The 22347-nt window shown below is 64.4% G+C and carries 21 protein-coding genes; 5 read left to right on the top strand and 16 right to left on the bottom strand.

The annotated features are described in order from the left end of the window. Positions 1–30 precede the first annotated feature (30 nt). Positions 31–1173 carry a P1 family peptidase gene (locus Q0Y42_RS06695; protein ID WP_297801556.1) on the top strand — a complete coding sequence of 381 codons (1143 nt, stop codon included), beginning with the start codon at positions 31–33 and terminating at the stop codon, positions 1171–1173. A 28-nt stretch (positions 1174–1201) separates the two neighbouring features. Here the strand turns inward: Q0Y42_RS06695 and xseA are convergent, their stop codons facing one another. Further along, positions 1202–2698, bottom strand: coding sequence for an exodeoxyribonuclease VII large subunit (gene xseA / locus Q0Y42_RS06690; protein WP_297801553.1), 1497 nt, complete (start codon positions 2696–2698; stop codon positions 1202–1204). Between the two features lie 97 nt (positions 2699–2795). On the opposite strand from xseA, the gene Q0Y42_RS06685 reads away from it, so the two are divergent. Together Q0Y42_RS06685 and purD are read left to right on the top strand one after the other, a co-directional pair. Beyond that, a complete protein-coding gene (locus Q0Y42_RS06685) occupies positions 2796–3221 on the top strand; it encodes a hypothetical protein (protein WP_297801549.1) in 426 nt (141 codons plus the stop codon). A gap of 37 nt (positions 3222–3258) precedes the next feature. Beyond that, the gene (gene purD / locus Q0Y42_RS06680) at positions 3259–4536 is read left to right on the top strand and encodes a phosphoribosylamine--glycine ligase (RefSeq protein ID WP_297801548.1); all 1278 of its coding nucleotides are present in this window, start codon (positions 3259–3261) and stop codon (positions 4534–4536) included. A gap of 36 nt (positions 4537–4572) precedes the next feature. Here purD and Q0Y42_RS06675 read toward each other — a convergent pair whose 3' ends face one another. Beyond that, the gene (locus Q0Y42_RS06675; protein WP_297801545.1) at positions 4573–5271 is read right to left on the bottom strand and encodes a murein L,D-transpeptidase catalytic domain-containing protein; all 699 of its coding nucleotides are present in this window, start codon (positions 5269–5271) and stop codon (positions 4573–4575) included. 476 nt (positions 5272–5747) lie between these two features. On the opposite strand from Q0Y42_RS06675, the gene Q0Y42_RS06670 reads away from it, so the two are divergent. After that, complete coding sequence (locus Q0Y42_RS06670) at positions 5748–6122, top strand: hypothetical protein (protein WP_297801542.1); 375 nt, start codon at positions 5748–5750, stop codon at positions 6120–6122. On the opposite strand, the gene Q0Y42_RS06665 is transcribed toward Q0Y42_RS06670, so the two are convergent. The 7 genes from Q0Y42_RS06665 to Q0Y42_RS06635 form a co-directional block, all read right to left on the bottom strand. Then, positions 6123–8432 (bottom strand): CHASE2 and HATPase_c domain-containing protein, encoded by a 2310-nt coding sequence (locus tag Q0Y42_RS06665; protein ID WP_297801539.1) that lies wholly within the window; start codon positions 8430–8432, stop codon positions 6123–6125. A gap of 12 nt (positions 8433–8444) precedes the next feature. Beyond that, the gene (locus tag Q0Y42_RS06660; protein ID WP_297801536.1) at positions 8445–9854 is read right to left on the bottom strand and encodes a FecR domain-containing protein; all 1410 of its coding nucleotides are present in this window, start codon (positions 9852–9854) and stop codon (positions 8445–8447) included. Between the two features lie 11 nt (positions 9855–9865). Then, positions 9866–10621 (bottom strand): response regulator transcription factor, encoded by a 756-nt coding sequence (locus Q0Y42_RS06655; protein ID WP_297801533.1) that lies wholly within the window; start codon positions 10619–10621, stop codon positions 9866–9868. Positions 10622–10709: 88 nt separating this feature from the next. After that, the gene (gene lpxK, locus Q0Y42_RS06650; protein ID WP_297801531.1) at positions 10710–11729 is read right to left on the bottom strand and encodes a tetraacyldisaccharide 4'-kinase; all 1020 of its coding nucleotides are present in this window, start codon (positions 11727–11729) and stop codon (positions 10710–10712) included. Beyond that, the gene (locus Q0Y42_RS06645; protein WP_297801529.1) at positions 11726–13036 is read right to left on the bottom strand and encodes a 3-deoxy-D-manno-octulosonic acid transferase; all 1311 of its coding nucleotides are present in this window, start codon (positions 13034–13036) and stop codon (positions 11726–11728) included. The genes lpxK and Q0Y42_RS06645 overlap by 4 nt, the downstream gene beginning before the upstream one ends. Further along, a complete protein-coding gene (locus tag Q0Y42_RS06640; protein ID WP_297801527.1) occupies positions 13037–13726 on the bottom strand; it encodes a lysophospholipid acyltransferase family protein in 690 nt (229 codons plus the stop codon). It abuts the gene before it with no gap. Then, on the bottom strand, positions 13723–15585 hold the full coding sequence (locus tag Q0Y42_RS06635; protein WP_297801525.1) for an ABC transporter ATP-binding protein: 1863 nt from the start codon (positions 15583–15585) through the stop codon (positions 13723–13725). The genes Q0Y42_RS06640 and Q0Y42_RS06635 overlap by 4 nt, the downstream gene beginning before the upstream one ends. A 104-nt stretch (positions 15586–15689) precedes the next feature. Between Q0Y42_RS06635 and Q0Y42_RS06630 the strand changes: the two genes are divergently transcribed. Continuing rightward, on the top strand, positions 15690–16355 hold the full coding sequence (locus tag Q0Y42_RS06630; protein ID WP_297801523.1) for a sulfur transferase domain-containing protein: 666 nt from the start codon (positions 15690–15692) through the stop codon (positions 16353–16355). 3 nt (positions 16356–16358) lie between these two features. Here the strand turns inward: Q0Y42_RS06630 and Q0Y42_RS06625 are convergent, their stop codons facing one another. From Q0Y42_RS06625 to Q0Y42_RS06595, 7 genes are all read right to left on the bottom strand, one after another. Further along, the gene (locus Q0Y42_RS06625; RefSeq protein WP_297801521.1) at positions 16359–16577 is read right to left on the bottom strand and encodes a hypothetical protein; all 219 of its coding nucleotides are present in this window, start codon (positions 16575–16577) and stop codon (positions 16359–16361) included. Between the two features lie 96 nt (positions 16578–16673). Next, positions 16674–16910, bottom strand: a complete 237-nt coding sequence (locus tag Q0Y42_RS06620; protein ID WP_297801519.1) for a DUF4170 domain-containing protein — start codon at positions 16908–16910, stop codon at positions 16674–16676. Between the two features lie 29 nt (positions 16911–16939). Continuing rightward, positions 16940–17734, bottom strand: a complete 795-nt coding sequence (locus Q0Y42_RS06615; protein WP_297801516.1) for a 3'(2'),5'-bisphosphate nucleotidase CysQ — start codon at positions 17732–17734, stop codon at positions 16940–16942. After that, positions 17731–19089: a metallopeptidase TldD-related protein gene (locus Q0Y42_RS06610; protein WP_297801514.1), complete on the bottom strand. Its 1359-nt coding sequence runs from the start codon at positions 19087–19089 to the stop codon at positions 17731–17733. The genes Q0Y42_RS06615 and Q0Y42_RS06610 overlap by 4 nt, the downstream gene beginning before the upstream one ends. Before the next feature lie 71 nt (positions 19090–19160). Next, a complete protein-coding gene (locus Q0Y42_RS06605; RefSeq protein WP_297801511.1) occupies positions 19161–19559 on the bottom strand; it encodes an MAPEG family protein in 399 nt (132 codons plus the stop codon). Next, entirely contained in the window at positions 19559–21331 is a 1773-nt protein-coding gene (locus Q0Y42_RS06600; protein WP_297801627.1) for a M14 family metallopeptidase, read from the bottom strand. The genes Q0Y42_RS06605 and Q0Y42_RS06600 overlap by 1 nt, the downstream gene beginning before the upstream one ends. Positions 21332–21500: 169 nt before the next feature. Further along, positions 21501–22347, bottom strand: an 847-nt coding sequence (locus tag Q0Y42_RS06595) for a DUF3829 domain-containing protein (protein ID WP_297801509.1), incomplete at its 5' end; no start/stop codon positions are given.

Genomic DNA, 22347 nt, shown 5'->3' with positions numbered 1-22347 from the left:
GTGGAGGGGACTGTGAAGCTGGCAACATTAATGGCCGTGGCATCTTTGGCCACGGCGACGGGCGTGGCGGCTCAGGACAGGGGGCCCTCTATCCGTGATTGGGGCCGCGCACCGGGGGTGCTGCCGACCGGCCCGCTAAATGCCATCACCGATGTAGACGGCGTGCGCGTGGGGCAGGTGACGCTCAATCATGGCGACAGTGTCCGCACCGGTGTGACCGCCATCCTGCCGCACGGTGGCGACCTGTTCAGGGACAAGGTTCCGGCGGGGCTCAAGGTCGCCAATGGCTATGGCAAGCTGGCAGGGGCGACGCAGATCCGTGAACTGGGCGAGATCGAAAGCCCCATTGTCCTGACCAATACCCTGTCGGTCGGTGCGGCCATGGAGGGCGTGGTGCGCTGGACGCTGGCCCAGCCGGGGCATGAGGACATCCGCTCGGTCAATGCGGTGGTAGGGGAGACCAACGACGGCGGTCTGAACGACATTCGCGGCCTGCATGTGCGGCCTGAACATGTGATCGAGGCTATCGAGAATGCCGCCAGCGGTCCGGTCGCCGAGGGCGTGGTGGGCGCAGGGACAGGCACCATAGCCTTTGGCTTCAAGGGCGGGATCGGCACTTCATCGCGCCGTCTGCCGCAAAGCCTCGGCGGCTTCACCGTGGGGGTTCTGGTGCAGTCCAACTATGGCGGGGTGCTGACCATCGACGGCGTGCCTGTGGGGCAGGAGATCGGCCGCTATTATCTGAAGGATGCGGTTGAGGCCGAAAAGCCGGACGGCTCAATCATGATCGTGGTGGCGACCGATGCCCCGCTGTCGGACCGCAATCTGGAACGGCTGGCCGAGCGGGCCTTTGCCGGACTGGCACGGACGGGCGCGGCCTATTCCAACGGCTCGGGCGACTATGCCATCGCCTTTTCGACGCATGAGGGCGTGCGCCGCACGGCAGCGAGGCTCGAGGGGCAGGCCGCCTATGAGGAGTGGCCAAATGACCGCATGTCGCCGCTGTTCGTGGCGGTGGCCGAGGCGACCGAGGAGGCAATCATTAACTCGCTGTTCAGGGCCGAGACGGTGCGCTCGGTCGTCGACGGGCACGAGGTGGTGATCGAGGCCGTGGATACCGATCGCATCAAGTCGATACTGGATCGCGCACGGCCTCTGGAGGCCCGCCCTTAAAGCAGGCTGCCTCTAGAACAGGCTGCCCCTAAAACAGGCTTCCTTGGTCGGCGGGCGGGGTCTTGGGCTTGGGCGCGGGTCTGGACGCAGGTTTGGGCGCGGCCTGAGGTGCAGGAGGCGGTGTATCGGTGTTGCCCCCTTCGCCGATGACGGCGGGGCGGCTGCCGTCGCCGAACACCAGAGCGACCTGTTGGCCCTCGGACAGTTTGTGCGCCGAGGTGATCCACTGGCCCGAGGCATCCTCGACGCGGGCAAAGCCGGGTTTCGGACGCGACGGGTCGAGGTTGTTCAGTGCCCGCGACAGGGCGGCCAGACGTTCGCCGTCGCGTTGCAGACGGCGCTCGACGGCAGGCCGGAAGCGGGTGTCCAGCGCCGACAGGCGGTCGCTGCGGCGTTCGATCGGGCGGTGCAGGATGGCCGGAGACAGGCGGGCCGAAACGCGGGTCAGGCGCTGCTCATGCACACTGGCGTTGCGGTGCAGTGCCGAGCCCAGACGGCTGGACGCCAGATCAAGCCGCTGTTGCGGCAGGGCCAGAAGGTCTTCGGGGCGGCTGGGCAGGCCGCGCGCCACGGCCATCAGGCGCGTGCGGCGGTCATCCAGCAGGCGTGCGCCCGAGCGGCGAAGGCGGGTCTCCAGATCCGACAGGCCCCACTGCAGTTCGGCCAGAACCGGCGTGGCGATTTCGGCGGCCCCCGTCGGTGTCGGCGCGCGTCGGTCGGACACGAAGTCGATCAGGGTGGTGTCGGTCTCGTGGCCGACCGCCGAGATGATCGGAATGGTAGCGTCGGCCACAGTGCGGGCCAGCTGTTCGTCGTTGAAGCCCCACAGGTCCTCGACCGAGCCACCGCCGCGCGCGACGATCAGCAGGTCGGGGCGCGGGATGGGGCCATCGGGCGTCATGGCGTCAAAGCCGCGGATGGCGTTGGACACCTGTTTGGCGGCGGCATCGCCCTGAACGATGACCGGCCAGACGATGACGCGGCAGGGCCAGCGGTCGCTGATACGGTGCAGGATGTCGCGGATGACCGCGCCGGTCGGGCTGGTGATGACGCCGATGGTGGCGGGGAAGGCGGGCAGGGGCTTTTTGCGCGACGGCTCGAACAGCCCCTCTTCGCGCAGACGGGCCTTGATGCGTTCCAACTGCGCCAGAAGCGCACCGGCCCCCGCAGGCTCCATGCTTTCGATCACGATCTGATAGGACGACCGAGCCGGATAGGAGGTGATCTTGCCGGTGACGATAACCTCAAGCCCCGTTTCGGGCTGGGCACCGAGCGTACGGACAACGCCCTTCCAGATCACGCCGTCGATGGCGGCCTTGTCGTCTTTCAGCGTCAGATAGCAGTGCCCCGACGAGTGGCGCGTGACCTTGGAAATCTCGCCCCGGATACGGACGTGGCCAAAGCGGTCCTCAAGCGTGCGCTTGAGCGCGAAGCTCAGCTCCGAGATCGACAGGGGCGGGTTGTTGTCGCGTACGGGGGCGGCTTCGGGGGCCGCGCCTTCGAAGGCGTAATCGTCGGAATCCATAGGAACGACACTAGCCTTTCCGCGAACTGTCGGGAACGGTCAGTTTGTGGTTCCGTTGTTTTGTGAAGCTGGGCCGTTTCCTTGAAGGAGCAGGACGATGAGGCTGGGTGGTTTTGTGACGATTGCGGCGGCGGGCTTGATGCTGGTCGCCTGTGATAGCCGGACCGATGACGTGGTGCGCTCGCCTGCACCGGACCTGCCTCCCGAAAAGGTGAAGCGCAGCGAGGCCAAGGTGGCCGAAACCGAGGCGGCGACTGCGCTGGGCCTGACCCGCAGGCAGCTGGAACACGCCGATCTGGTCGCGCTGGATGGTCGTGACCTTGGCGATATCGAGCATCTGGTGACCGACTCCGCGGGCAATGTGACCCATTTGGTTGTCGAGCTGGACCATGCCGATAATCTGGAAGTCCTGCTGCCCATCGGTCAGGTCAAGGTCGATGAGGCGGGTCGCCACAAGAACCTTGTGACCGAGCTAAGCGCGGAAGATCTGGCCGCTTTGCCGCAGTATATTCCTGCACGTTAATCTTGACCTGACTCAATCGGTCCATCATTGCGGCGTTATGAATATCTTGCTCGTCGGTTCGGGAGGGCGCGAGCACGCCCTGGCCTGGAAAATCGCCCAGTCGCCGCGCGCTTCGCGGCTCGTCATTGCGCCCGGTAACCCCGGCATGGCGCAGCTGGGCGAGCTGCGCGGCGATGTAAAGGCGACCGATGTCAACGCGCTGGTGGCACTGGCGCAGGAAATCTCGGCCGATCTGGTGGTCGTGGGGCCGGAGGCCGCGCTGGCCGAAGGTCTGGCAGACCAGCTGGAGCGTCTGGGAATTCCGTGCTTTGGCCCGTCGGCCAAGGCGGCGCAGCTGGAAACCTCCAAGGCCTTTTCCAAGGCGTTTCTGGCCCGTCACAACATCCCGACCGCTGGCTATGGCGTTTATGAGGATGTCGAGGAAGCCAAGGCGGCGCTGGCCAACTATAGCGCCCCCTATGTCATCAAGGCCGATGGTCTGGCCGCGGGCAAGGGCGTCGCCATCAGCCCCGACCGCAAGGATGCCGAGGTCGAGATCGAGCGCATGCTGGGCGGCCGTTTCGGCAGCGCCGGCTCGCGCGTGGTGATCGAAGAGTTCATGGACGGCGAGGAGGGCAGCCTGTTCGCCCTGTCCGATGGCAAGCGTGCCGTGCTGTTCGGCGGTGCACAGGACCACAAGCGTGCCTTTGACGGCGATGCCGGTCCCAACACGGGCGGCATGGGGGCCTATTCGCCCGCGCCGGTCTTTACGCCCGAGTTCGTCCGCGACGCCAATGACCGCATCGTCCAGCCGACCATCCAGCGCATGGCCGATGAAGGCACCCCCTATAAGGGCGTCCTCTATGCCGGTCTGATGGCGACCAGCGAAGGCCCGAAGGTCGTCGAGTTCAACGCCCGTTTCGGTGATCCGGAATGTCAGGTGCTGATGATGCGCTTTGACGGCGACATCGTTCCGCTGCTGCTGGCCTGTGCCAAGGGCGATCTGTCGCTGGCTCCGGCTCCGCAGTTCAAGCCGGGTGTCGTTATCACCGTGGTGATGGCGGCCAAGGGCTATCCGGACAGCCCGCTGGAAGGTTCGATCATTCGTGGTGCCGAGCAGGACTTCGGCCCGAACGTTCAGGTTTTCCACGCTGGCACCAAGCGCCGCGATGACGGCCAGTTGGTGGCGGCGGGCGGTCGCGTGCTGAACGTCTGCGCCTATGGCAAGGACGTGGCCGAGGCCCGCGAGCGTGCCTATGAGGCCATCGCCAAAATCGACTGGCCGGGCGGCTTCTATCGCAGCGACATCGGCTGGCGTGCACTGGGCCGCGCATAAGATTGAAGGGGAAGGTTTCGGCCTTCCCCTTTTTCTTTAGTTCATCGCGAAAAGCAGACGGCCATCGCCCATACGCTCGCGCAAGGCGACGAGGTCGGCGTGGCTGCACGAGAAACAGCCGTAGGAGCGGCCAAGCTTGCCTTCGCGCGCCAGGAAGGCCGGATCGGCATAGTCCGCGCCATGGACGATGATGGCGCGTTCGCGGGCGAGGTTATTGGAATATTCCAGACCGTCCAGCAGGACGTTGGGTCCCTGTTGCGGGCCCCATGACGGCCCTGCCGTCACATAGCTGCCGATCGATGACATGTGGCTGTCGGGCTGGTTGGAAAAGCGTTCGGCATAGCCGGTGTGGGCCGGATCGGAACCGCGACCGTGGCTGGTGCGATAGGCGGTGACCCAGCCGCCCATCAGGTCGATCTCGAACAGGCGTTCAGTGCCGGAGAATTTCTGGAAATCGACAACATACATCCGGTCGCGTTGGGTGATGCGGTGGCCGTGCGTCTCCATGGCCGCCCTTGCCCGCGCCAGCAGTTCGGGACGGACCAGTTTGTAGGGATCGATCTCGGCAACGGGAACTGCGGTGCGCGTCGCTGCGGCATAAGACGGTGCGGAGTAGGGACGCGTGGCCAGCGGCGAGCGTGGCGCGGGCGGTGGTGTGACGGGCCCTGAACCTGTGGCACACCCAGCCAAAACGGCGGAACCACCGATGATCAGACCGCGTCTGGATAAGTGCATTCGTCCATCCCTTGATACCGAGATGAGGCGGGGAGGAACCCGTTGCCGCGCTACCCCGCCTTCTTCTCGGCTATCTTACCCTATGAAATGGGGTGAGAGTTTGAACTTAACCATAGATACCCTGGGTTGATATATGGTTGTTCAAATATAACCCATGGTTGCTGCTTGATATTGCTGCGCTGAATGGGCAAGTAAGACGCGCCACAAGATGCAGGCCGCACGCAGAGCAGATCGCATTTGCGTGATTTTATGTTTGGTGACAATTATGCTTCGCATACTGTCGAGCCTGGATCACTAAGGCGACAAGGAAAAATACTGATTTCATGATGCATTCCCGCGCCCGTTTCGCTCGCTCCTTTGCTGTTAAGCTTGCCATCGCCTCGTCAGCTCTTGCGCTGGCTTCCTGTGCGGCGGGCTATGAGCTCAGGGTGGACACAGCGCCGACGACACCGTCACGCTTGGATAGCGTCTCTGTGGTGTCAGAAACGGGTGGCAAGGCGGCGGATGCGGTCATGGAGTCGCTCAAGCGCCATCATGGCATTCAGGAAGGCGACGGCTGGCATCTGACCGCGACGCTGGCTGTGCGCTCGGTGGATATCGGTACGGCTACCGACAATCTGGCCCGTGACGGCGAATGGCTGGAGACGCCCCGCATCCGGGGTGCCCGTCGTGGCGAATGGCTGCACGTCCTGTCGATTTCGGCCTTCAAGGTCGATGAGGCCCAGCCGCGCGTCGTAATCGTCTCGGCGCGTGCGGACGAAGAACAGACGCCGGATGCATTGCTTCGCATGTTGGCGGATACGGGGGCCAAGGCTCTCGTTGAGGGCCATATCGCCCCCAGCGAGGACTGATCAGTCCACTTCCGGCTCGTCCGCAACCATGGGCAGGGTGATATAGAAGGACGTCCCAGAAGTCGGTTCTTCTATGCCCTGCGGCGGGGTGATGGTGATCGAACCGCCGTGGCGCTGGATCACCTTGTGCACGAAGGCCAGCCCCAGACCGGCACCCGATACATTGCCGCCGGCAAAGGGCTGGAACAGGCGGGCCTTGATGTCTTCGGCAATGCCTTCGCCCTGATCGCAGATGATCAGCAGGATCTGGTCTTGATGGATGCTGAGGCGGCATGCCACAAGCCCGCCGGTCGGGGTGTGGCGGATGGCATTGTCGATCAGATTGATGATTACCCGCCGCATCAGCGCCGCATCGGCCTCGATCAGATATTCGGTATCGTCGACAGGGGTGATCAGTTCGATGCCCTTGGCCGCAGACTGGGGCCACAGGGTATCAGCGGCCTCGGTCACCAGATCGGCCAGATTGACCACCATGAAGTCCAGAGTCTGGTTCTCGGCCCGCGATAGCTGGACATAGCCCTCGGCGAGGCTGAGGGTCTGGCGGGCGTTGCGGCGGATCTGCTCGTCCGCATTGGCAGGGCGTTCGCTGCCCGACAGTAGGGTTAGGATGGAGACCTGCGGGGCACGCATGTCATGGCCGAGCAGTTGCAGCGTCATCTGGCGCTCGCGCTCGGCGGCATGCAGACGGGTGACATCAGCAATACGGACGATCAGGCCCGCCGACTGCTGGTTGCTGTCGATCAGACCGGCGACCGCGATCTCCAGCGTTCTTTGATCGGGCAGAAGGACTTCGTTTTCCTGCCCTTCGGGGGCGTCGATCAGCTTGCGCCAATCGCGGGCCCCCAGTGACACCATCAGATCATCCAGCGATGCACCAACCAGAGGGCGGTTCTGGAACAGGGCCTCGGCGCGGCGGTTGGCGATCAGGACCTGACCGCTGGAATCCGCCACCAGCGCGGCATCGGGCAGGCTGCTGACCGACTGGGTGATGTAGCGGTTGAAGTTGCGGAACTGTTTGAGGGCCGAGCTGAGGGCCATCACCTGACGGGACACCTGATCGCCTGAGCGCCAGTCGCTGTCGCTGGCGAGGGCGGACAGGGTGTGGGTGGCGGCGTCGGCCCGAAGGTCGGACAGTTCGCCACGCATATAGCGGTAGGCGGCAGCCAGACGACGCCAACTCCACAACGGCCAGGCGAAGATGACGCCGATACAGGCCGCAGCCGGTGGCCACCAGATACCAGCGCGCAGCAGCAGCGCCGAGGTGATCAGCGAACCGAAAATCAGAAAAAGGCCCAATACAGTATTGGCCGATGGCGTCAGAAGCAGGAAGCCAACCAGCAGGATCATCAGGGGAATGATCGATACGGCACCGCGTAGGGCAGGTCCCATTTCGTGCACGGGCGGTCCGGCCAGAACATCCTGCATGAGGGCCGCGACAATGTTCACACCGGGGGTGAGCGAGCCATCCGGCGTCGACGGGATGGCGTAACGGTCGCCCATCCCTTGGGCTGTGGCCCCGACCACGACCATCTTGTTGCGTAGGAAGTCGGGATGGACCTCTCCGCGCAGGACATCGACGAAGGATACGGTGGTGTAGGGCGAGTGACCGGACGGAAAGCGGATCAGGCGCTGGCCCATCGGATAGATGCCGGTATCGATCCTGCTAGCCGGTACGCCTTCACTTCGGACCGTGGGGGCGTTGGGACGTTCCGACAGGGCGATCAGGCCCAGATGCGGCAGTTCCTGTCGGCCCGCGTAGACCCACAGGGGAAGCTGGCGGACCGTGCCGTCCTTGTCGGGTGTCAGGACAGGGTGGCCGATCCCTGCGGCGCTTTGGGCTAGGGGCTCGGGCGGCAGGGTGACCGAGGACGGCTCACCATCCAGACCCGGCTGGTCGACGGAGGCGGGCAGATAGACATTGCCCGCCCGACTGATGGCATCGGCCAGAATCTGGTCGTCCGGTGTCGGCTCGATGAACAGCATGTCGTAGGCGATCAACTGGACATTCATCAGCGCCAGTTGGTCGATCAGTTCGGCATGGCGCGCGCGGGGCCACGGCCATGCGCCCAGCTCGCGCAGGCTGCGGTCATCGATGCCGACGACGACAATGTCGGGATGGGCAGGGCCGGCGTTGAGCTGTTGCACGCGGTCGTAAAAGACGTCGTTGCCACGTTCGGCGGTCTGACCGACAGCCAACCAGACGACGAGCACGATGCTGACCAGGGAGGTCAGCATCCACTCGGCCAGCACCTTTCGGGAAAGGCGCTTGTCCGCGAAGTCGCGCGATATGGCAGTCGTCGGTGGCTTCAAAGCCTCGCCCTGTTAGCGGCTGATGGTCAGAAGTTCAGGCTTTGACCATGCCGACAGACGGTGACCGAACCGATAACGCGCGCTTTCCACACGCCAGCTATAGTTGCCGGCGGGAAGGTTGCTGAGGGTGAAGAAGCTTTCCGTCAGGCCCGGGGTGTCGACCATCGGCTCGCCCACAGGCGTTCCGTTCTCATCCGTCGCGAACAGCTGGAAGCGGAACTGGGCATTGCCTTCGCCCGCAGCGGACCAGCCGAAGCGGAAGATACGCTCGCGGCCCTTCAGTTCGCTGCTGCTTTCCAGACCCTCGATGGTGTTGAGCGCACGAATGAAATCATAGGTGCGGGTGCGACCTTCGATCAGATTGGTATCCACCGCCGACAGCCGCAGATACCAGCGTCCCTCGGGAAGGTCCGTGAGCCTCAGCACGCCGTCCGAAGCCGGAGCCTCAAGCTCGGCAACCGGATCGGTCAAACCGGCGTCCTGTCCGATCCAGCCGCGCACGATGGAGGCATTGCCTTGCGTCGTCGTGCGGAAGGACAGGGTTTGAGCCGTTTGTAGGGAATCTTCGCTGACCAAGGCCGGTGCCGGAAGTAGGGCGCTGGCGGTCAGACTGGTCTGGCCCTCGGCGGTGCTAACACCGCTACCGTCGCGCACGAGGGCGGCATCGGCATCGCGACCGGCATCGGGGGCCACGGCCACCGCCCCTTCAAGCACTGAGGTGGCGCTGATGCGCGAGGCGGCGTCATAGGCCACGCGGAAGTCCGTGCCGCGAACGGCCGAAATGGCAGTCGGCGTGGTGACACGGAAGGCACCGGGGCTTTGACGCGGGGTGACGCGGTTTTCGACGCGGCCGTTCTCGACGACCAGGCGGTGGTCCGGCTGGTTGTTGATGACGAAGCGGCGCAGGCGCTCCAGGCGCAGGCGGCTGTTGGACGGCATGACCGAGCGGCTGTCATCCGAGAAGGTGATGCGCACAAAGGAGTTGCCGCCGGTCGCGATGGAATCGTTCTCGCGCAGCTCCATTCCAACCGACAGCGGAACCGATTGCCCGTTGCGGATCACCTGAACATCGCCGCGATAGCTGTCGAGGCGGGCCGGATCGGCGCGTGTGCGCAGAAGGGCCGTATCGATATTGATCATCCGGCCAATCGGGATGGCGCGGGGGTTGGCGATATTGTTGTCACGCTGCAGGTAACGGTAATCGAGCGGGTGACGCAGATATTTGCGGGCGACGTCGATGAGGGTGTCGCCTTCGTTCACGCGGTACACCAGCGGCGGCTCGGCCAGTCGCTGGCTGACGTTCGGCAGGGCGCGGGGGCGCGACTGGGCACCGGCGCTGTCAGCAACCAGAGCCAGCCCGACAGACAGGCCGAGAGCGGCGGTCAGGCCGGTGAATGCGAGACGTGAATTCTTCTGGGTCACTTAAGTCACCTTCAGTGGACTTCTTCCGGCGGCAAGGTGTTGCCTGCCGCATCGGTGCCCTCTGCCGCAGTGTCGTCGGTGTTGGCGCGCTCGAGACGATAGCCGTAGCTATAGACGGGCGTCAGGCGATAGCCGGCCTGCGGGCGTAGATTGAGTTTGGAGCGGACGCGCGAGATGTGCATGTCGAGCGAGCGGCTGTTCAGGTGCGGCTCGTTGCCCCAGATCGTTTCCAGCAGATAGGTGCGAGACAGGGCGCGATGCAGGTTGCGGAACAGGAGGCGGGCGAGCGCGAACTCCTTGGGCGTCATGGCGATGGACTCGCCGTTGCGCACGACGGTGGTGGTGCTGGCGTTGAACACGAAGTCGTCGATGACTTCACGTTCTGCCGGAGCGCCGAGGTGCTCATAGGCGCGGCGCAGCAGGGCGCGCACGCGGGCTTCCAGAACCGTCGGGGAGATGGGTTTGGCCAAATAGTCGTCAGCACCCGCGTTGAGGGCAGCGACGATGTCGGCATCCTCGACTCGGCTGGTGATCAGCAGGGTGGGCGGGGGCGGCGTCAGATTGCTGCGAACCCAGCCCACGACCTCGATTCCTGAACGGTCGGGGACATTCCAATCCACAATGAGAAGATCGAAGGTGTCGCGACGAAGGGCCGAGATCAGGGCATGGCCGCGCGAGAAGGTCGTCGGACGAAAGCCTGCCTTCTCAATGATTTGAGAAATCGTCTGCAGTTGGACCGGATCATCGTCGAGCACTGCGATTTTCATGAGGTCAACTCTCAGAATGGCTTGGGGGTATCCCAATATAGCGAAATGAGAGCGTATTAGTGCCTAACGGATACGGTAAATTGTAAATTTAAGTTTGCCCGATCACATTCATGACAGCGAGCCAATCGGTAAAGGCGCGAGGGTGATCGAAGCGGGCATTTACCGGCCAAGCTTGAATACTTGCGCGCTGTTCCGGCGAGAGGCGGACCCAGTCCTTTTCGGTCGTGACCAGGCCGGCGTTGAAGACCTCGGCACGCGAACGGATGAAGTCGTACTGGGCCGGTGTCAGCTTGGCGTGATCGGCTAAGGGTATGAAATCACGAAGGTCACAACCCGCAGCCACCAGCGAACGCTCGACCTTCCATGGCTTGGCAATGCCTGCAAAGCCGACCTGAGGGCCTGGGGGCGGGGGCTGGTCGGGCATGAGACGGGCGGTGAAGACGGGCAGGTCGCCGAACACCTCGACCAGTTCGGGGTCGGCCTGTTCCATATCGGTCGGCAAAAGGATGATGACCGCATCGGCGCGGGCCAGCCCCTTGGCCAAGGGTTCACGCATCGGGCCAGATGGAAAGACCGAGCCGTCGCCAAAGGGCCATTCCCCGTTACGGGTCTCGCCATCGACGATGATGAGGCTGACGGTTTTGATCAGGGAGGGATTCTGATGGCCATCATCCAGCACGATATGGCTGGCCCCTGCGGCCTTGGCGGCCTTGGCTCCCTCGACGCGGTCGCGGCTGATCAGGGCAAGGCCGTCGCGGGCCAGCATAAGCGGCTCGTCGCCCACGTCCTCGGCCGAGTGGACGGAAGCATCGACGACGACCGGACCTTCCAGCTTGCCGCCATAGCCACGCGACAGAGCCGCGGGGCTATAGCCTTCCTCGCGCAGCAGCCGCAGGATTTCGCGGGCGATAGGGGTCTTGCCCGAGCCGCCCACCGTCAGATTGCCGACAGAGATGACCGGAATATCGGCTTCATAGCCTTGGGTGCGGGCGATCTTGCGCGCTGTCACGCCTGCCCAGACCCATGACAGCGGTTTCAGGGCCATACGGGTGATGGGGGCGTGGTTGCGGTTGCGCGAATACCACCAGCGCGGCGTGTTCAGCTTCATCTCGGGCGTCTCCGCTCGGGCTTGGGGGCGGGCGGCAGATGGGTTTGCAGGGCCTGCCACAGGCGGTCGAGACCGGCAGAGGCTTCATTGGCGGCGCGTCGGGCGCGCTCTCCCATGGCACGGGCCGCTTCCGGATCGGCCAGCAGCGGCGCAATCAGATCGCGCAGCTCGTCCGGTGACAGGACGCTGACCAGACCACCCGAGTGCTTGAGCATACGGTTGACCTGCTGCCAGTTGGCGGCGTCGGGGCCGCAGAAGGTCGGCTTGCCGAGGCGGGCGGGCTCCAGCGGATTGTGACCGCCCACGCTGCCACCGCCAAGCGCCGGAGCGAACGAGCCGCCCAGCACCACGACATCGGCCAGACGCATGAACAGGCCCAGCTCGCCCAGCGTATCGGCCAGATAGATGTCGATACCGTTTTCGATGTCACCGCCCATGCTGCGGCGGGTCAGCTTCCAGCTGTCCTGTTCCAGCTCGTCGATGATGCCGGTCGCACGTTCGGGGTGACGGGGCACGACAATCAGCAACAGACGAGGCGCGAGGCCCTTGAGCGCCTTGGCGAGGGCGCGCTCCTCGTTTTCATGGGTGGAGGCGATGACGACGACCGGACGATCACCGATCAAGCCCGACAGGCGCGAGAACTCGGCCTTGTCATAGGGCAGGGGCTCGCCCGACAGCTTCAGGTTCACCCGCCCGTCCACGCGCGCGCCCATGGAGGCCAGACGTTCGGCCCCTTCCTCGTCCTGAGGCCAGACGTGGGCAAAGGCCGACATCAGGGTCCGCGCCATGGCGGGGGCCTTTTGCCAGCCCTCAAGCGTATGGGTGGTGATGCGGGCGCTGACGAGCGCCAGCGGAATGTTCCGCTGGCGTGAGGCCATGATCAGGTTCGGCCACAGCTCGCTCTCGACGAAGATGCCCAGATCGGGCCGCCAGTGATCAAGGAAGCAGGCCACAGCATTGGGGCCATCAACCGGCGCGAACTGGTGGATCACGCCCTGCGGCAGGCGCGGGGCGATGACCTCGGCCGAGGTCAGGGTTCCGGTGGTGACCAGAACCGTCACGTCGGGACGATCTTTGCGGATACGTTCGGCCAGAGGCAGGATGGACAGGGCCTCGCCGACGCTGACACCATGGATCCAGATCAAGGGGCCGTTCGGGCGCGACAGGCCGGGCAAGCCAAGGCGCTCGTCAACGCGGGTCGGGCTTTCCTTGCCTTTCTTGACGCGGCTGTCCAGCAGGCGCGGGGCCAGCGGCTCCAGCAGACGTGTGCCCAGACGATAGGCCAGCAGGGCGGGACTGAAGCTCATTCAGATGCGCTCCAGTCCGGTGATCTCGTCGGCGCGGGCCTCGACAGCGGTCAGGCGTTCGCGCCATTGCGCGGCCACCTCATGGACATCGCCGCCTTCGGGGAAGTCGACACGGTCCCAGACGATAGCGCCCTTGCTGAACGGCAGGGGCAGCAGGGCGCGGTCCCAACTGTTCAGACGGATTGCAGGCTTGCAGGACAGGCCCAGCATCAGGACCGGCGCGCCCGACATGCGGGCCAGTACCGGAAGGCCCTCTGCCATGGAGCGGGCCGGACCGCGCGGGCCATCGGGGGTCAGCGCCAGCCCGCCGCCCGACTTCAGATATTTCAGACCGTCGCGCAGCGCCTGTGTCCCGCCCTTGGCCGCTTCCTTCTTGTCCTTGTTGGACGAGGAACCGCGCACGGCGGGGATGCCTAGACGGGCCATGGCCTTGGCAATGAACTCGCCATCCGCCGACAGCGACACCATGCCCCGTGCGGGCTGGGCGCGGTCCTGCGGCCATGAGGCGACCGCAAGGCCGAGGCGAGAGTGCCAGAAGGCGATCAGAACACCGCCGCCCTTGTCCCAAATCTCTTCGGCAAGGTGGCTGTTCTCGTGCTCCCATCGGATGGTGGCGTAGCAAAAGCGGAACCACTCCGAGAGCAGAAAGGCGGCGGTGCGTTGGATCAGGGGGTTACGCAGGGGTCTCATGCGCCGGTTTCGTCAGGGAGTTGGGAGAAGGTGACGCCGATCGGCGCGTCCAGCGACTGCTGGCGGGCGAGGCGGGCATAGAGACCGCCCGCTGCCACCAGTTCATTGTGCTGGCCCTGTTCTATGATCCGGCCTGCCTCGACCACATAGATGCGGTCGGCGTTGCGAACGGTAGACAGGCGGTGGGCGATCATAAGGGTGGCGCGGCCTTCCATCAGGCGATCCAGCGCCTGTTGGACGAGGGCTTCGCTTTCGGTGTCCAGCGCGCTGGTCGCTTCGTCCAGCAGCAGGATGGGCGCGTTCTTCAGGAAGGCACGGGCGATGGCGATACGCTGGCGCTGGCCACCGGATAGGCGGGCACCGGCCTCGCCCACGCGGGTCTGGTAGCCATTGGGCAGGGCGCTGATGAAATCATGCGCGGCGGCGGCGCGGGCAGCCTCGATGATCTGTTCTTCGGTGGCGTTCTCGCGGCCATAGGCGATGTTGGCGGCGATGGTGTCGTCGAACAGGAAGGGTTCCTGCGTCACCAGAGCGATATGGTCGCGCAGGGACGACAGGCTGAGATCGCGCAGGTCGACGCCATTGGCCGTGATGCGCCCGCCCGTGACGTCATAGAACCGCGGCAGCAGGCTGAGGATGGTGGACTTGCCACCACCTGACGGGCCGACAAGGGCGATGGTCTCGCCCGGCGAAACCTGAAGGTTCACGCCGCGAAGGGTCGGCACATCGCCCGTGGCGGTGCGATAGGCAAAGGAGACGTCCTCGAAAACGATCTCGACCGGACCGGGGGCGAGGGTGGCCGGATTGGACTGTTCGCGGATTTCCGGCTGGATATCGAGGGCTTGGAACAGGCGGCGCGCCGCGGTCATGCCTTCGGACATGACGGTGGTCAGGTTGGAAAGCTGACGCAGGGACTGGCCCGCCAGCATCAGCATGCCGATAAAGGCGGCAAAGCCACCGACCGACATCTGGCCCTTGCTGGCGCTCCAGCCGGCATAGCCGATAACGGCGGCGACGATGGAATAGGCGATGATGTCGGAGGCGGGACCCGCAAAGGCGCGGCTGTCGGCCCCCTTGATAACGTGGCGCTGGCGGCGGTCGATGACGTCGGCGATGTTGGCCTCTTCGGCTTTCTCGCGGTTTTCGATCTTGATGACGCGCACGCCGTCGAGGTTTTCCATCAGGGCCGAGGACAGGACCTCGGTCTCGACCATGGCGCCCTTGGCGGCCTTGCGCGACTTCTTGCCGAATTTGCGCATGACAAGGCTGACGGCGGGGACGCCCAGCAGGACGATCAGGGTCAGGGGCAGGTCGATAAAGCCCATGGCCACCATGACGCCGACGATGATCAGCACGTTCTGGGTATAGTTGACGATGCCGTTGGTGAAGGCTTCGCGCACGAGGTTGGCGTCGAACAGGACCGACGAGACGAAGGTGCCCGAATGCTGGTTGCGCAGCCGCGACAGGTCGGCATTGATCATGCGCGAGAACAGCTGCTTCTGGATATCACCGACGATGCCGTGACCAAGGCGGTTCACCACGGCGGCCTGACCGGCCATGGCCAAAGAACGCATGATCGACAGGGCGATGATGACAGCCGGAATCAGGGCGATCAGCCATTGCGGCTGGACGTCGAACAGGCCGAGGAAGCGGACCGGACCCGTGTGCGGCTTGAACAGCAGGTCGATGGACGGCTCCAGAAAGCGCAGCAGCCCCGCCGTCAGGGCACCCGACAGCACAGCGAGCAGCAGGGACGCGAAGAAGGCCACCTTGTGCTGGGACAGGTAGTCGCGCCACAGACGCTTCAAAAGCTGTACGAGCGGGGTATCCGGCTCGGATGCAGGGGCGGGACTTGTCATATTATCTCGGTCGAACGGCTGGGCCTTCAAGTCAAGCGTCTTGGCAGAAACGAAGCCGTCTCAAACAGATGGATCAAATCGTTTCCACAGGTATTCTGACGCTTATGTCTGGCCCTGATCTGTCTTCGTCCTTTGCCCGTTTCAAGGCACACTGGTCATATTTCTGGGGCGATCACGGCTTTATCCGTCTGAGTTTCACCAATGCCCATTGGCTGGATGAGCATTTCGTTCGCAGCAACCAGCCCTCGCCGCGCCAGCTGGCGTGGTGGAAACGTCAGGGCATCCGCACCGTCATCAATCTGCGCGGGGCGCGGGATGAGCCGTTTTACTGGCTGGAGCGCGAGGCGTGTCAGCGGTTGGGACTGGTGATGATCAATGCGCCGCTGGATTCGCGCGAGGCGCCGGATGTGGAACGGGTGCGCAATGCAGAGCATCTGTTCCGGACTATCGAATATCCGGTGTTGATCCACTGCAAGTCGGGGGCCGACCGTGCGGGGCTGATGGCGGCGCTGTATCGCCATCTGGCCAAGGGCGAGCCGATGGCCAAGGCCAAGTCGGAATTGGGTCGTCGTACCCTGCACAACCGCGAGGGCAAGACGGGGGTTCTGGACGAGGTGCTGGAAACCTATGCCGACCGGTACGAGCCAAAGGGCGTTGGTCTGATCGAATGGATGTCAGGCCCTGACTATGATCCGTGCCGGATCACGCGCGACTATCGCGCCAAATGGTGGGGCCACCTGTTTTTCGAACGCTGCCTGCGTCGGGAATAGGGATCAGCCCCACGGGCCGGTCGGTTCGCGCTCGGGCTTTTCGGGCGGGGCGTTGTTCATGCCCGCCTGCCGCTCGATCTCTTCCTGCCGTTCAATCAGGCGACGGGTGATCCAGTCATCGTTGCGGCGCTTGTTGAGCAGGATGACCACCCACAGCAGCAATATCGCGACCATCGACACGATGCTGAGGATGGTTTGGGTCGATTCAGACATGACGTTCATGACGGTCTCTCCGCGCGGAGGGCCATGATACGCCAAGGGCGGCCGAAACCCTAGTTCCGGCCGCCCTTGAAGGAATCACAATCGAGTTGTGAACGCTTATGCGTCGCCGCGCGGGTCGATCAGCTTGTGCGCGTGCAGGATGAAGAAACGCATGTGGGCGTTGTCGACGGTAGCCTGGGCGCGAGCTTTCCAGGCGGCCTTGGCTTCTTCGTACGAGCCGAAAGCGCCGACGAATTCGACTTCCTTCAGATCGCGGAAGGTCGGCTCCGACGGGTGACGCATTTCGCCACCGATGACGAGGTGAAGCAGTTGAGGTTCGAGCTTGTCAGCCATGGAGTGGGGCCCATTGCACAGGTGAGGGGTCAGAAGGTGAGCGGGATAGGCGCAGTCCGCCGGATTATCAACGGGTGCAATGCCGGTGCAGCGCAAATCATGCTCGTTTGTCGCGGATCGTGGCGATTAAATCGCCATTTCTGTCCTTTATGGTCACTGACGACCGCGCCAGCCTCCTGTGCGATAAGCGATCCTGCGCAAACATCCCAGTCCCACTTTGGGCTGATGGCGATGGCGGCATCGAAGGCCCCCGCCGCCACCAAGGCCATCCGATAGGCCCGGGCGTTGCGCTTGGAAAAGTTCATGTGGGGCCATGGCTCGTCCCACTCGCGTGCTTCCATCAGACGGGCGTCGGCCAAAAGCTCGGCCTCTTCCAGCTCGCGGGTGTCGGAGGCGGTGATGGGGCGGCCTTGAAGGCGGGCCCCGCCGCCCAGCGTTGCCTCGAACATCTCGCCCAGAGCGGGGGCATAGATGGCGGCGGCGACGGGTTCGCCGTCCTCGACCACGGCGATGGGGGTGCACCACCACGGCTTGTTACGCATGAAGGCCGAGGTGCCGTCGATGGGATCGACCACGAAGATGCGCTTCTTGGACAGGCGGTCGGTGCTGTCGGCGGTTTCCTCCGACAGCCAGCCATAGTCCGGTCTTGCCGAAAGCAGGCGTTCTTTCAGGAAACTATCGACCGCCAGATCGGCGTCGGTGACCGGCGAAGCGTTTTCCTTGGACCAGACCTTCAGCCCTCCATCGCGGTAGTCGAGCGCCATCTGGCCTGCGTCGAAGGCGGCCTGACGGATCAGGGCAAGGTCTTGGTCAAGAGACGTCATTTACCGGCAATCGCCACCTTGTCGAACAGCAGCGACGGGCTGTTGAAGGCGCTGCGCCATTCGATGTCGCCCGCGCGCTGCAGGCGGGCGTAGAGATCGACCAGATTGCCCGCCACGGTCACTTCGCTGACCGGATAGGCGCGCTGGCCGTTCTCGAACCAGAAGCCCGAAACCCCGGCGGACCAGTCGCCCGTGTTGCCGTTCAGGGACGGGCCGAACATGGAGGTGATCAGCAAGCCGGTGCCTGCCGATGCCATCAGGTCGTCCAGCGAGCCTTCGCCCGGCGTCAGGTGGACGTTGTGGGCCGACACGCCCGACGGGCCGACCAGACCGCGCGAGGCGTGACCTGTAGACGTCAGGCCCAGTTGCGCCGCCGATGCCGTGTTCAGCAGCCACGTCGTCAGGCGGCCATCCTCGACCAGATTGCGCTTTTCAACGCGCACGCCTTCGTCATCGAACGGGGTGGAGCCGAGGCCGCGCACGATGTGTGGGTCATCCACCAGATCGACGCCCGACGGCAGGACCATCTCGCCCAGCTTGTCCTTCAGGAAGGACGAGCCACGGGCGATGGCGGTACCGGCAATGGCACCCAGCAGGGGCGACAGGACCTGGGTGGCGATGCGGTTCTCGAAAATGACGGGGGCGGTGGTCGAGGCGATCTTTCGGGCCCCGACGCGGGCGACGGCGCGCTCGCCCGCCTTTTGGCCGATCTCTTCGGCGGAGGGCAGGTCGGCGAAGTGGCGCAGGGATCGGCTTTCACCGCCGCGTTCCATCGCGCCGTCCTTTTCAGCGATCACGCCCGCACCCAGCGAGAACATGCTGCCGCGATACTGGCCGACAAAGCCGTGCGAGGTGACGAGGTGCCATTCGGTCGAAGACCACGAGGAATCGCCGCCTTCGGAACGCGATACGCCTTCAACGGCCATGGCGGCCTGTTCGGCGGCGACGGCGGCGGCTTCAAGCTGTTCGGCGGAGCGTTCGCTGGCGTCGAACAGGTCCAGTTCGGGATGCGGGCCGCGTGCCAGAAGCTCTTCCGGAGCCAGCGAAGCATAGGGGTCTTCGGGGGCCAGACGGGCCATGGCGATGGCCCGCTCGACAAGGCGGCCACGGGTCGGCTCGGACAGGTCGGAGGACGACACCGTCGCCTGACGCTTGCCCACGAAAACGCGCAGACCCAAGTCGGTGGATTCCTCGCGCTCGACATCTTCCAGCGCGCCATTGCGGACGCCGACGGCCAGAGAGGCGCGGCGGGCGGTGGCGGCTTCGGCTGCGTCGGCACCGGCCTTGAGGGCGGCGGTGACCAGATCATGCAGCATGGAAGGATCGGGCGAGGCGGAGGGCGTCGATGCGGACATGCACCGGATATGGCCGACACGCCCGTTCTCCGCAACAGTGCAAGAGGGTTAGCGGTGAGGAGCGTGGGTTGTCAGAGCACCGACCACGCGATCAGGCTGATGCCGGCGATGAGCATGGAGAGCCATGTCAGGGTCATGCCGGCGGCGCGGGCGAGGGACAGGCCCGGCAGGTAGAGGACGGCCAGCGCGTGGATGACGCGGCCTGCGAACATCAGGGCACCGACCAGATGGATCAGGGCGGGCGGGGTGTCGAGGAAGGCCAGAAGGATCAGGCCGCACAGGCCCGCCGGAATATATTCGGTCGCATTGCCGAAGGCGCGGACGGCGACGGACAGATCGCTCTGTCCGCCGTCGCCATAGGGGATACGCAGTTGGCGGCGCCGTCCCGCTGCCATGCCCGACAGGACAAACAGCAGCAGGATCAGTATTCCGCCCCAAAGGGCCGCAGCCTGAATGGTCGATCCGATCATCAGTTCTCGCGGGCCACGGGGTAGAGCAGGTAGCGCTGGTCGTAGAAGGGCGTGCGTTCATAGAACCACGCCAGTCGTGCGTGCGCATCGGCGGCAAAGTCCGGCTCGGCGGCCAGCTTGGCCTCGAACGCGGCCTTCAGGGCCGGATCGGCAGCCAGCATGCGGTCGGCCAGAGGCGCGATGGCATAGGGTTCGATATATTCAACGCGACTGAGGACCTCGAGGAACATGCCCCATGCGAAATAGCTTTCGCGGGACTGGGGCTCGAGCGCCAGCATGACCAGATCGCCCAGCGGCTGGTCGGTAGAGACGCGGACCGAACCGGGTGCGAAGGTCCAGCGGGTGGCTTCCTCGGTGACGCTGTCGATGGCGACCTCGACGTGGCCTTCGTTCGGATGGGTGGTTAGGCGCGGGTTCTGGACGCGCAGCATGGTGACATCGACGGCGGTCGTTTCATCCACGCGGGTCATCTCGACACCCGAGGCTTGTAGGCGCTCGATGATGTCGGTGCGATAGGCAGGCACCCAGTAGGCTTTCGGGCGCTTCAGTTGCAGCGTCGGGCGCGAGCCGTACCACGGCATCGACCACAGTTCCGGATCGGGCTCGCCCAGCCAGCGGATTTCCTTGCGGCCCGAGGCGGCGCTTTCATACATCTCGTATTTGATGCCCTTGAACGGGACATATTCGGTCGGCTCTTCGACCTGTACGAAATTGGCGGGCACGACCTCGGGGCGCAGGGCGCGGTCGGCGGCGATGGCGGCGCGCACCTCGGCGACCTTTTCGGCCATGACCTTCAGGGTTTCCTCGATGAACACATAGGTGCCCAGCACGCGCTGGTCGTGCGGCTTCAGGCTGTGGTTCTCGATCAGGATGGTCGGGATGTGGGCGGCGTCGCCCCAGCCGTTGGAGAAACGCTCGCCCAGACCGCCATCGTTCAGACCTGCGCGGGGGTCATCGTCGTCGATGCCGAAGACCAGCTCGCCGGGGATGTGGCCGTTGTCTTCCAGCGCCTTGTAAAGCGGCGGCTTGAAGCTGTCGTTCAGCCATTTCGCAATGGCGGGCGAGCGGGTGAAGGTGTCGTCCTCGCCGGTGAAGCCGAAGGTGACATCGTACTGATAGTCCATGCCGTCGGTGACGTGGACGTCGACGTAGATGTCGGGGTTGTATTTGAGGATCAGGCCGCGGGCGGCGCGCATCTCGGGCTGGTCCAGCTTGAGATAGTCACGGTTCAGGTTCTGGTTGGTGCCGGTGTTGCGCCAGCCCTGAATGCGCGGGCCGCGCTGGTTCGGGCGCGAATAGGCCGAGGCGCGCTCGTGGCCGTCCACGCTGAGGATCGGGACCAGGATCAGGTTGGCACCGTCCAGCAGGTGGTCCTTGCCGTAGAAGGCGATGTCGCGCAGCAGCATCATGCCCGCGTCCTTGCCGTCGATCTCGCCGGGGTGGATGCCCGCCTGAATGAGGACGGTGGGCTTGGCCGGATCGAACGGCGCGCCGTCCTTGGAGGCGATGACGGCGTAGATATCGCGGCCTTCCGGCGAGGTGCCGAAGCTCTCGATGCGGATCAGGTCGGAGGCGGCGTCCAGACGGTCGAACCATGCGCGGGTGTCGACGTAGTTCGGGCTGAAGTTCAGCTCGGCGTCCTGTTCAAAGCCCGAGGCCCACGGATCGCTGGCCGGACGCAGCAGGGCGCGCGAGGCACCGTTCCACTGCGGCGCGGGCGGCAGGAAATCCTGATCCCAAGGGGCGTGATTGGTGATCGGCGTATCGGACATGGCAGGACTCGACATCAGGGCGGCCAGCACGGCCGCAAGGGTTACCCGTCGCATAGGACCCCTCCAACAAGCGACCACCTCTTTTAGGCCTGTTTGCCGATGATGCCAGTAGCCCATCAAAAAACCCCCGATGCGAGCGGCATCGGGGGTTTGATGAAGCGGAGCTTTATCAGTCCGGCAGTTCGATGTCGTTCATCTCGCGGATCGCGTAGTTGTAGTAGGCGACCACCCGCTCACGGTTGAAGTCACTGCCGCTCTGCTTGTAGTCGCGCCAGTTGCCGATCAACTGCTCTAGCTTATCAACCAGCCTGCCGATGCGCGCCTTGTTGGCAGCATCTGCGGCCATTGCGGCTTCGGTCTGGCGAAGCTTGGTCACAGCGGCCTGGAATTTCGGCAGCTGGGCATCGGCATCGGCAGTCTTTTCATCAATCACCGCCGTAGTGAACAGATCGGCCAGGTGCATAGCTTCAACGACGTCGGCTTCGGTGTTGTGGCCAGACTTGCGGTAATCGGCGATGCGCTTTTGTGCGACGTCCCGCTGGAATTGGGCGATGGCGGCGTCAAGCTCGTCGATCGCGGCGAGGGTGGCCGTGTAGTTCGCCATCAGGCTGTCATGGGCGGCCTTGCCCTTGGCCAGACTGTCGTCACGGTAGGCGCGCGACGAATAATAGGGGGCCAGTTCCTTCCACTGCGCCAGTAGGGCTTCGGCCGAAGCGATCACCTTGTCGGCGGCCGCGTCAGCTGCGGCGGTGGTGCTGTTGCCACCCAAGGCGCGGGCTTCCTTGATCTTGGTCAGCGCCTGTTCGAGCGTAGAGATGTTCTCCGGAAAACTGATGGTCTCGGAAATATTTGCCGACGGGATGTGCAGTTCTTTGTAACGTTCGAAATTCTTGTAAACGCCCCAGTTTTCTTCGATCAGCTTGTTGTAGCCGTCGATGTAACCGTTGAACTTCACCGCAGGATCAGCGCCCTTGGCAGCATCAGCGATGTTTTCCAGCGGGTTGCCCTTGGCCTTG

It is taken from the genome of uncultured Brevundimonas sp. (assembly GCF_947305955.1).
Lineage (GTDB): Bacteria > Pseudomonadota > Alphaproteobacteria > Caulobacterales > Caulobacteraceae > Brevundimonas.
Note: the sequence above shows the minus strand (reverse complement) of the source record. Positions and strands in the feature narration are given on the sequence as shown.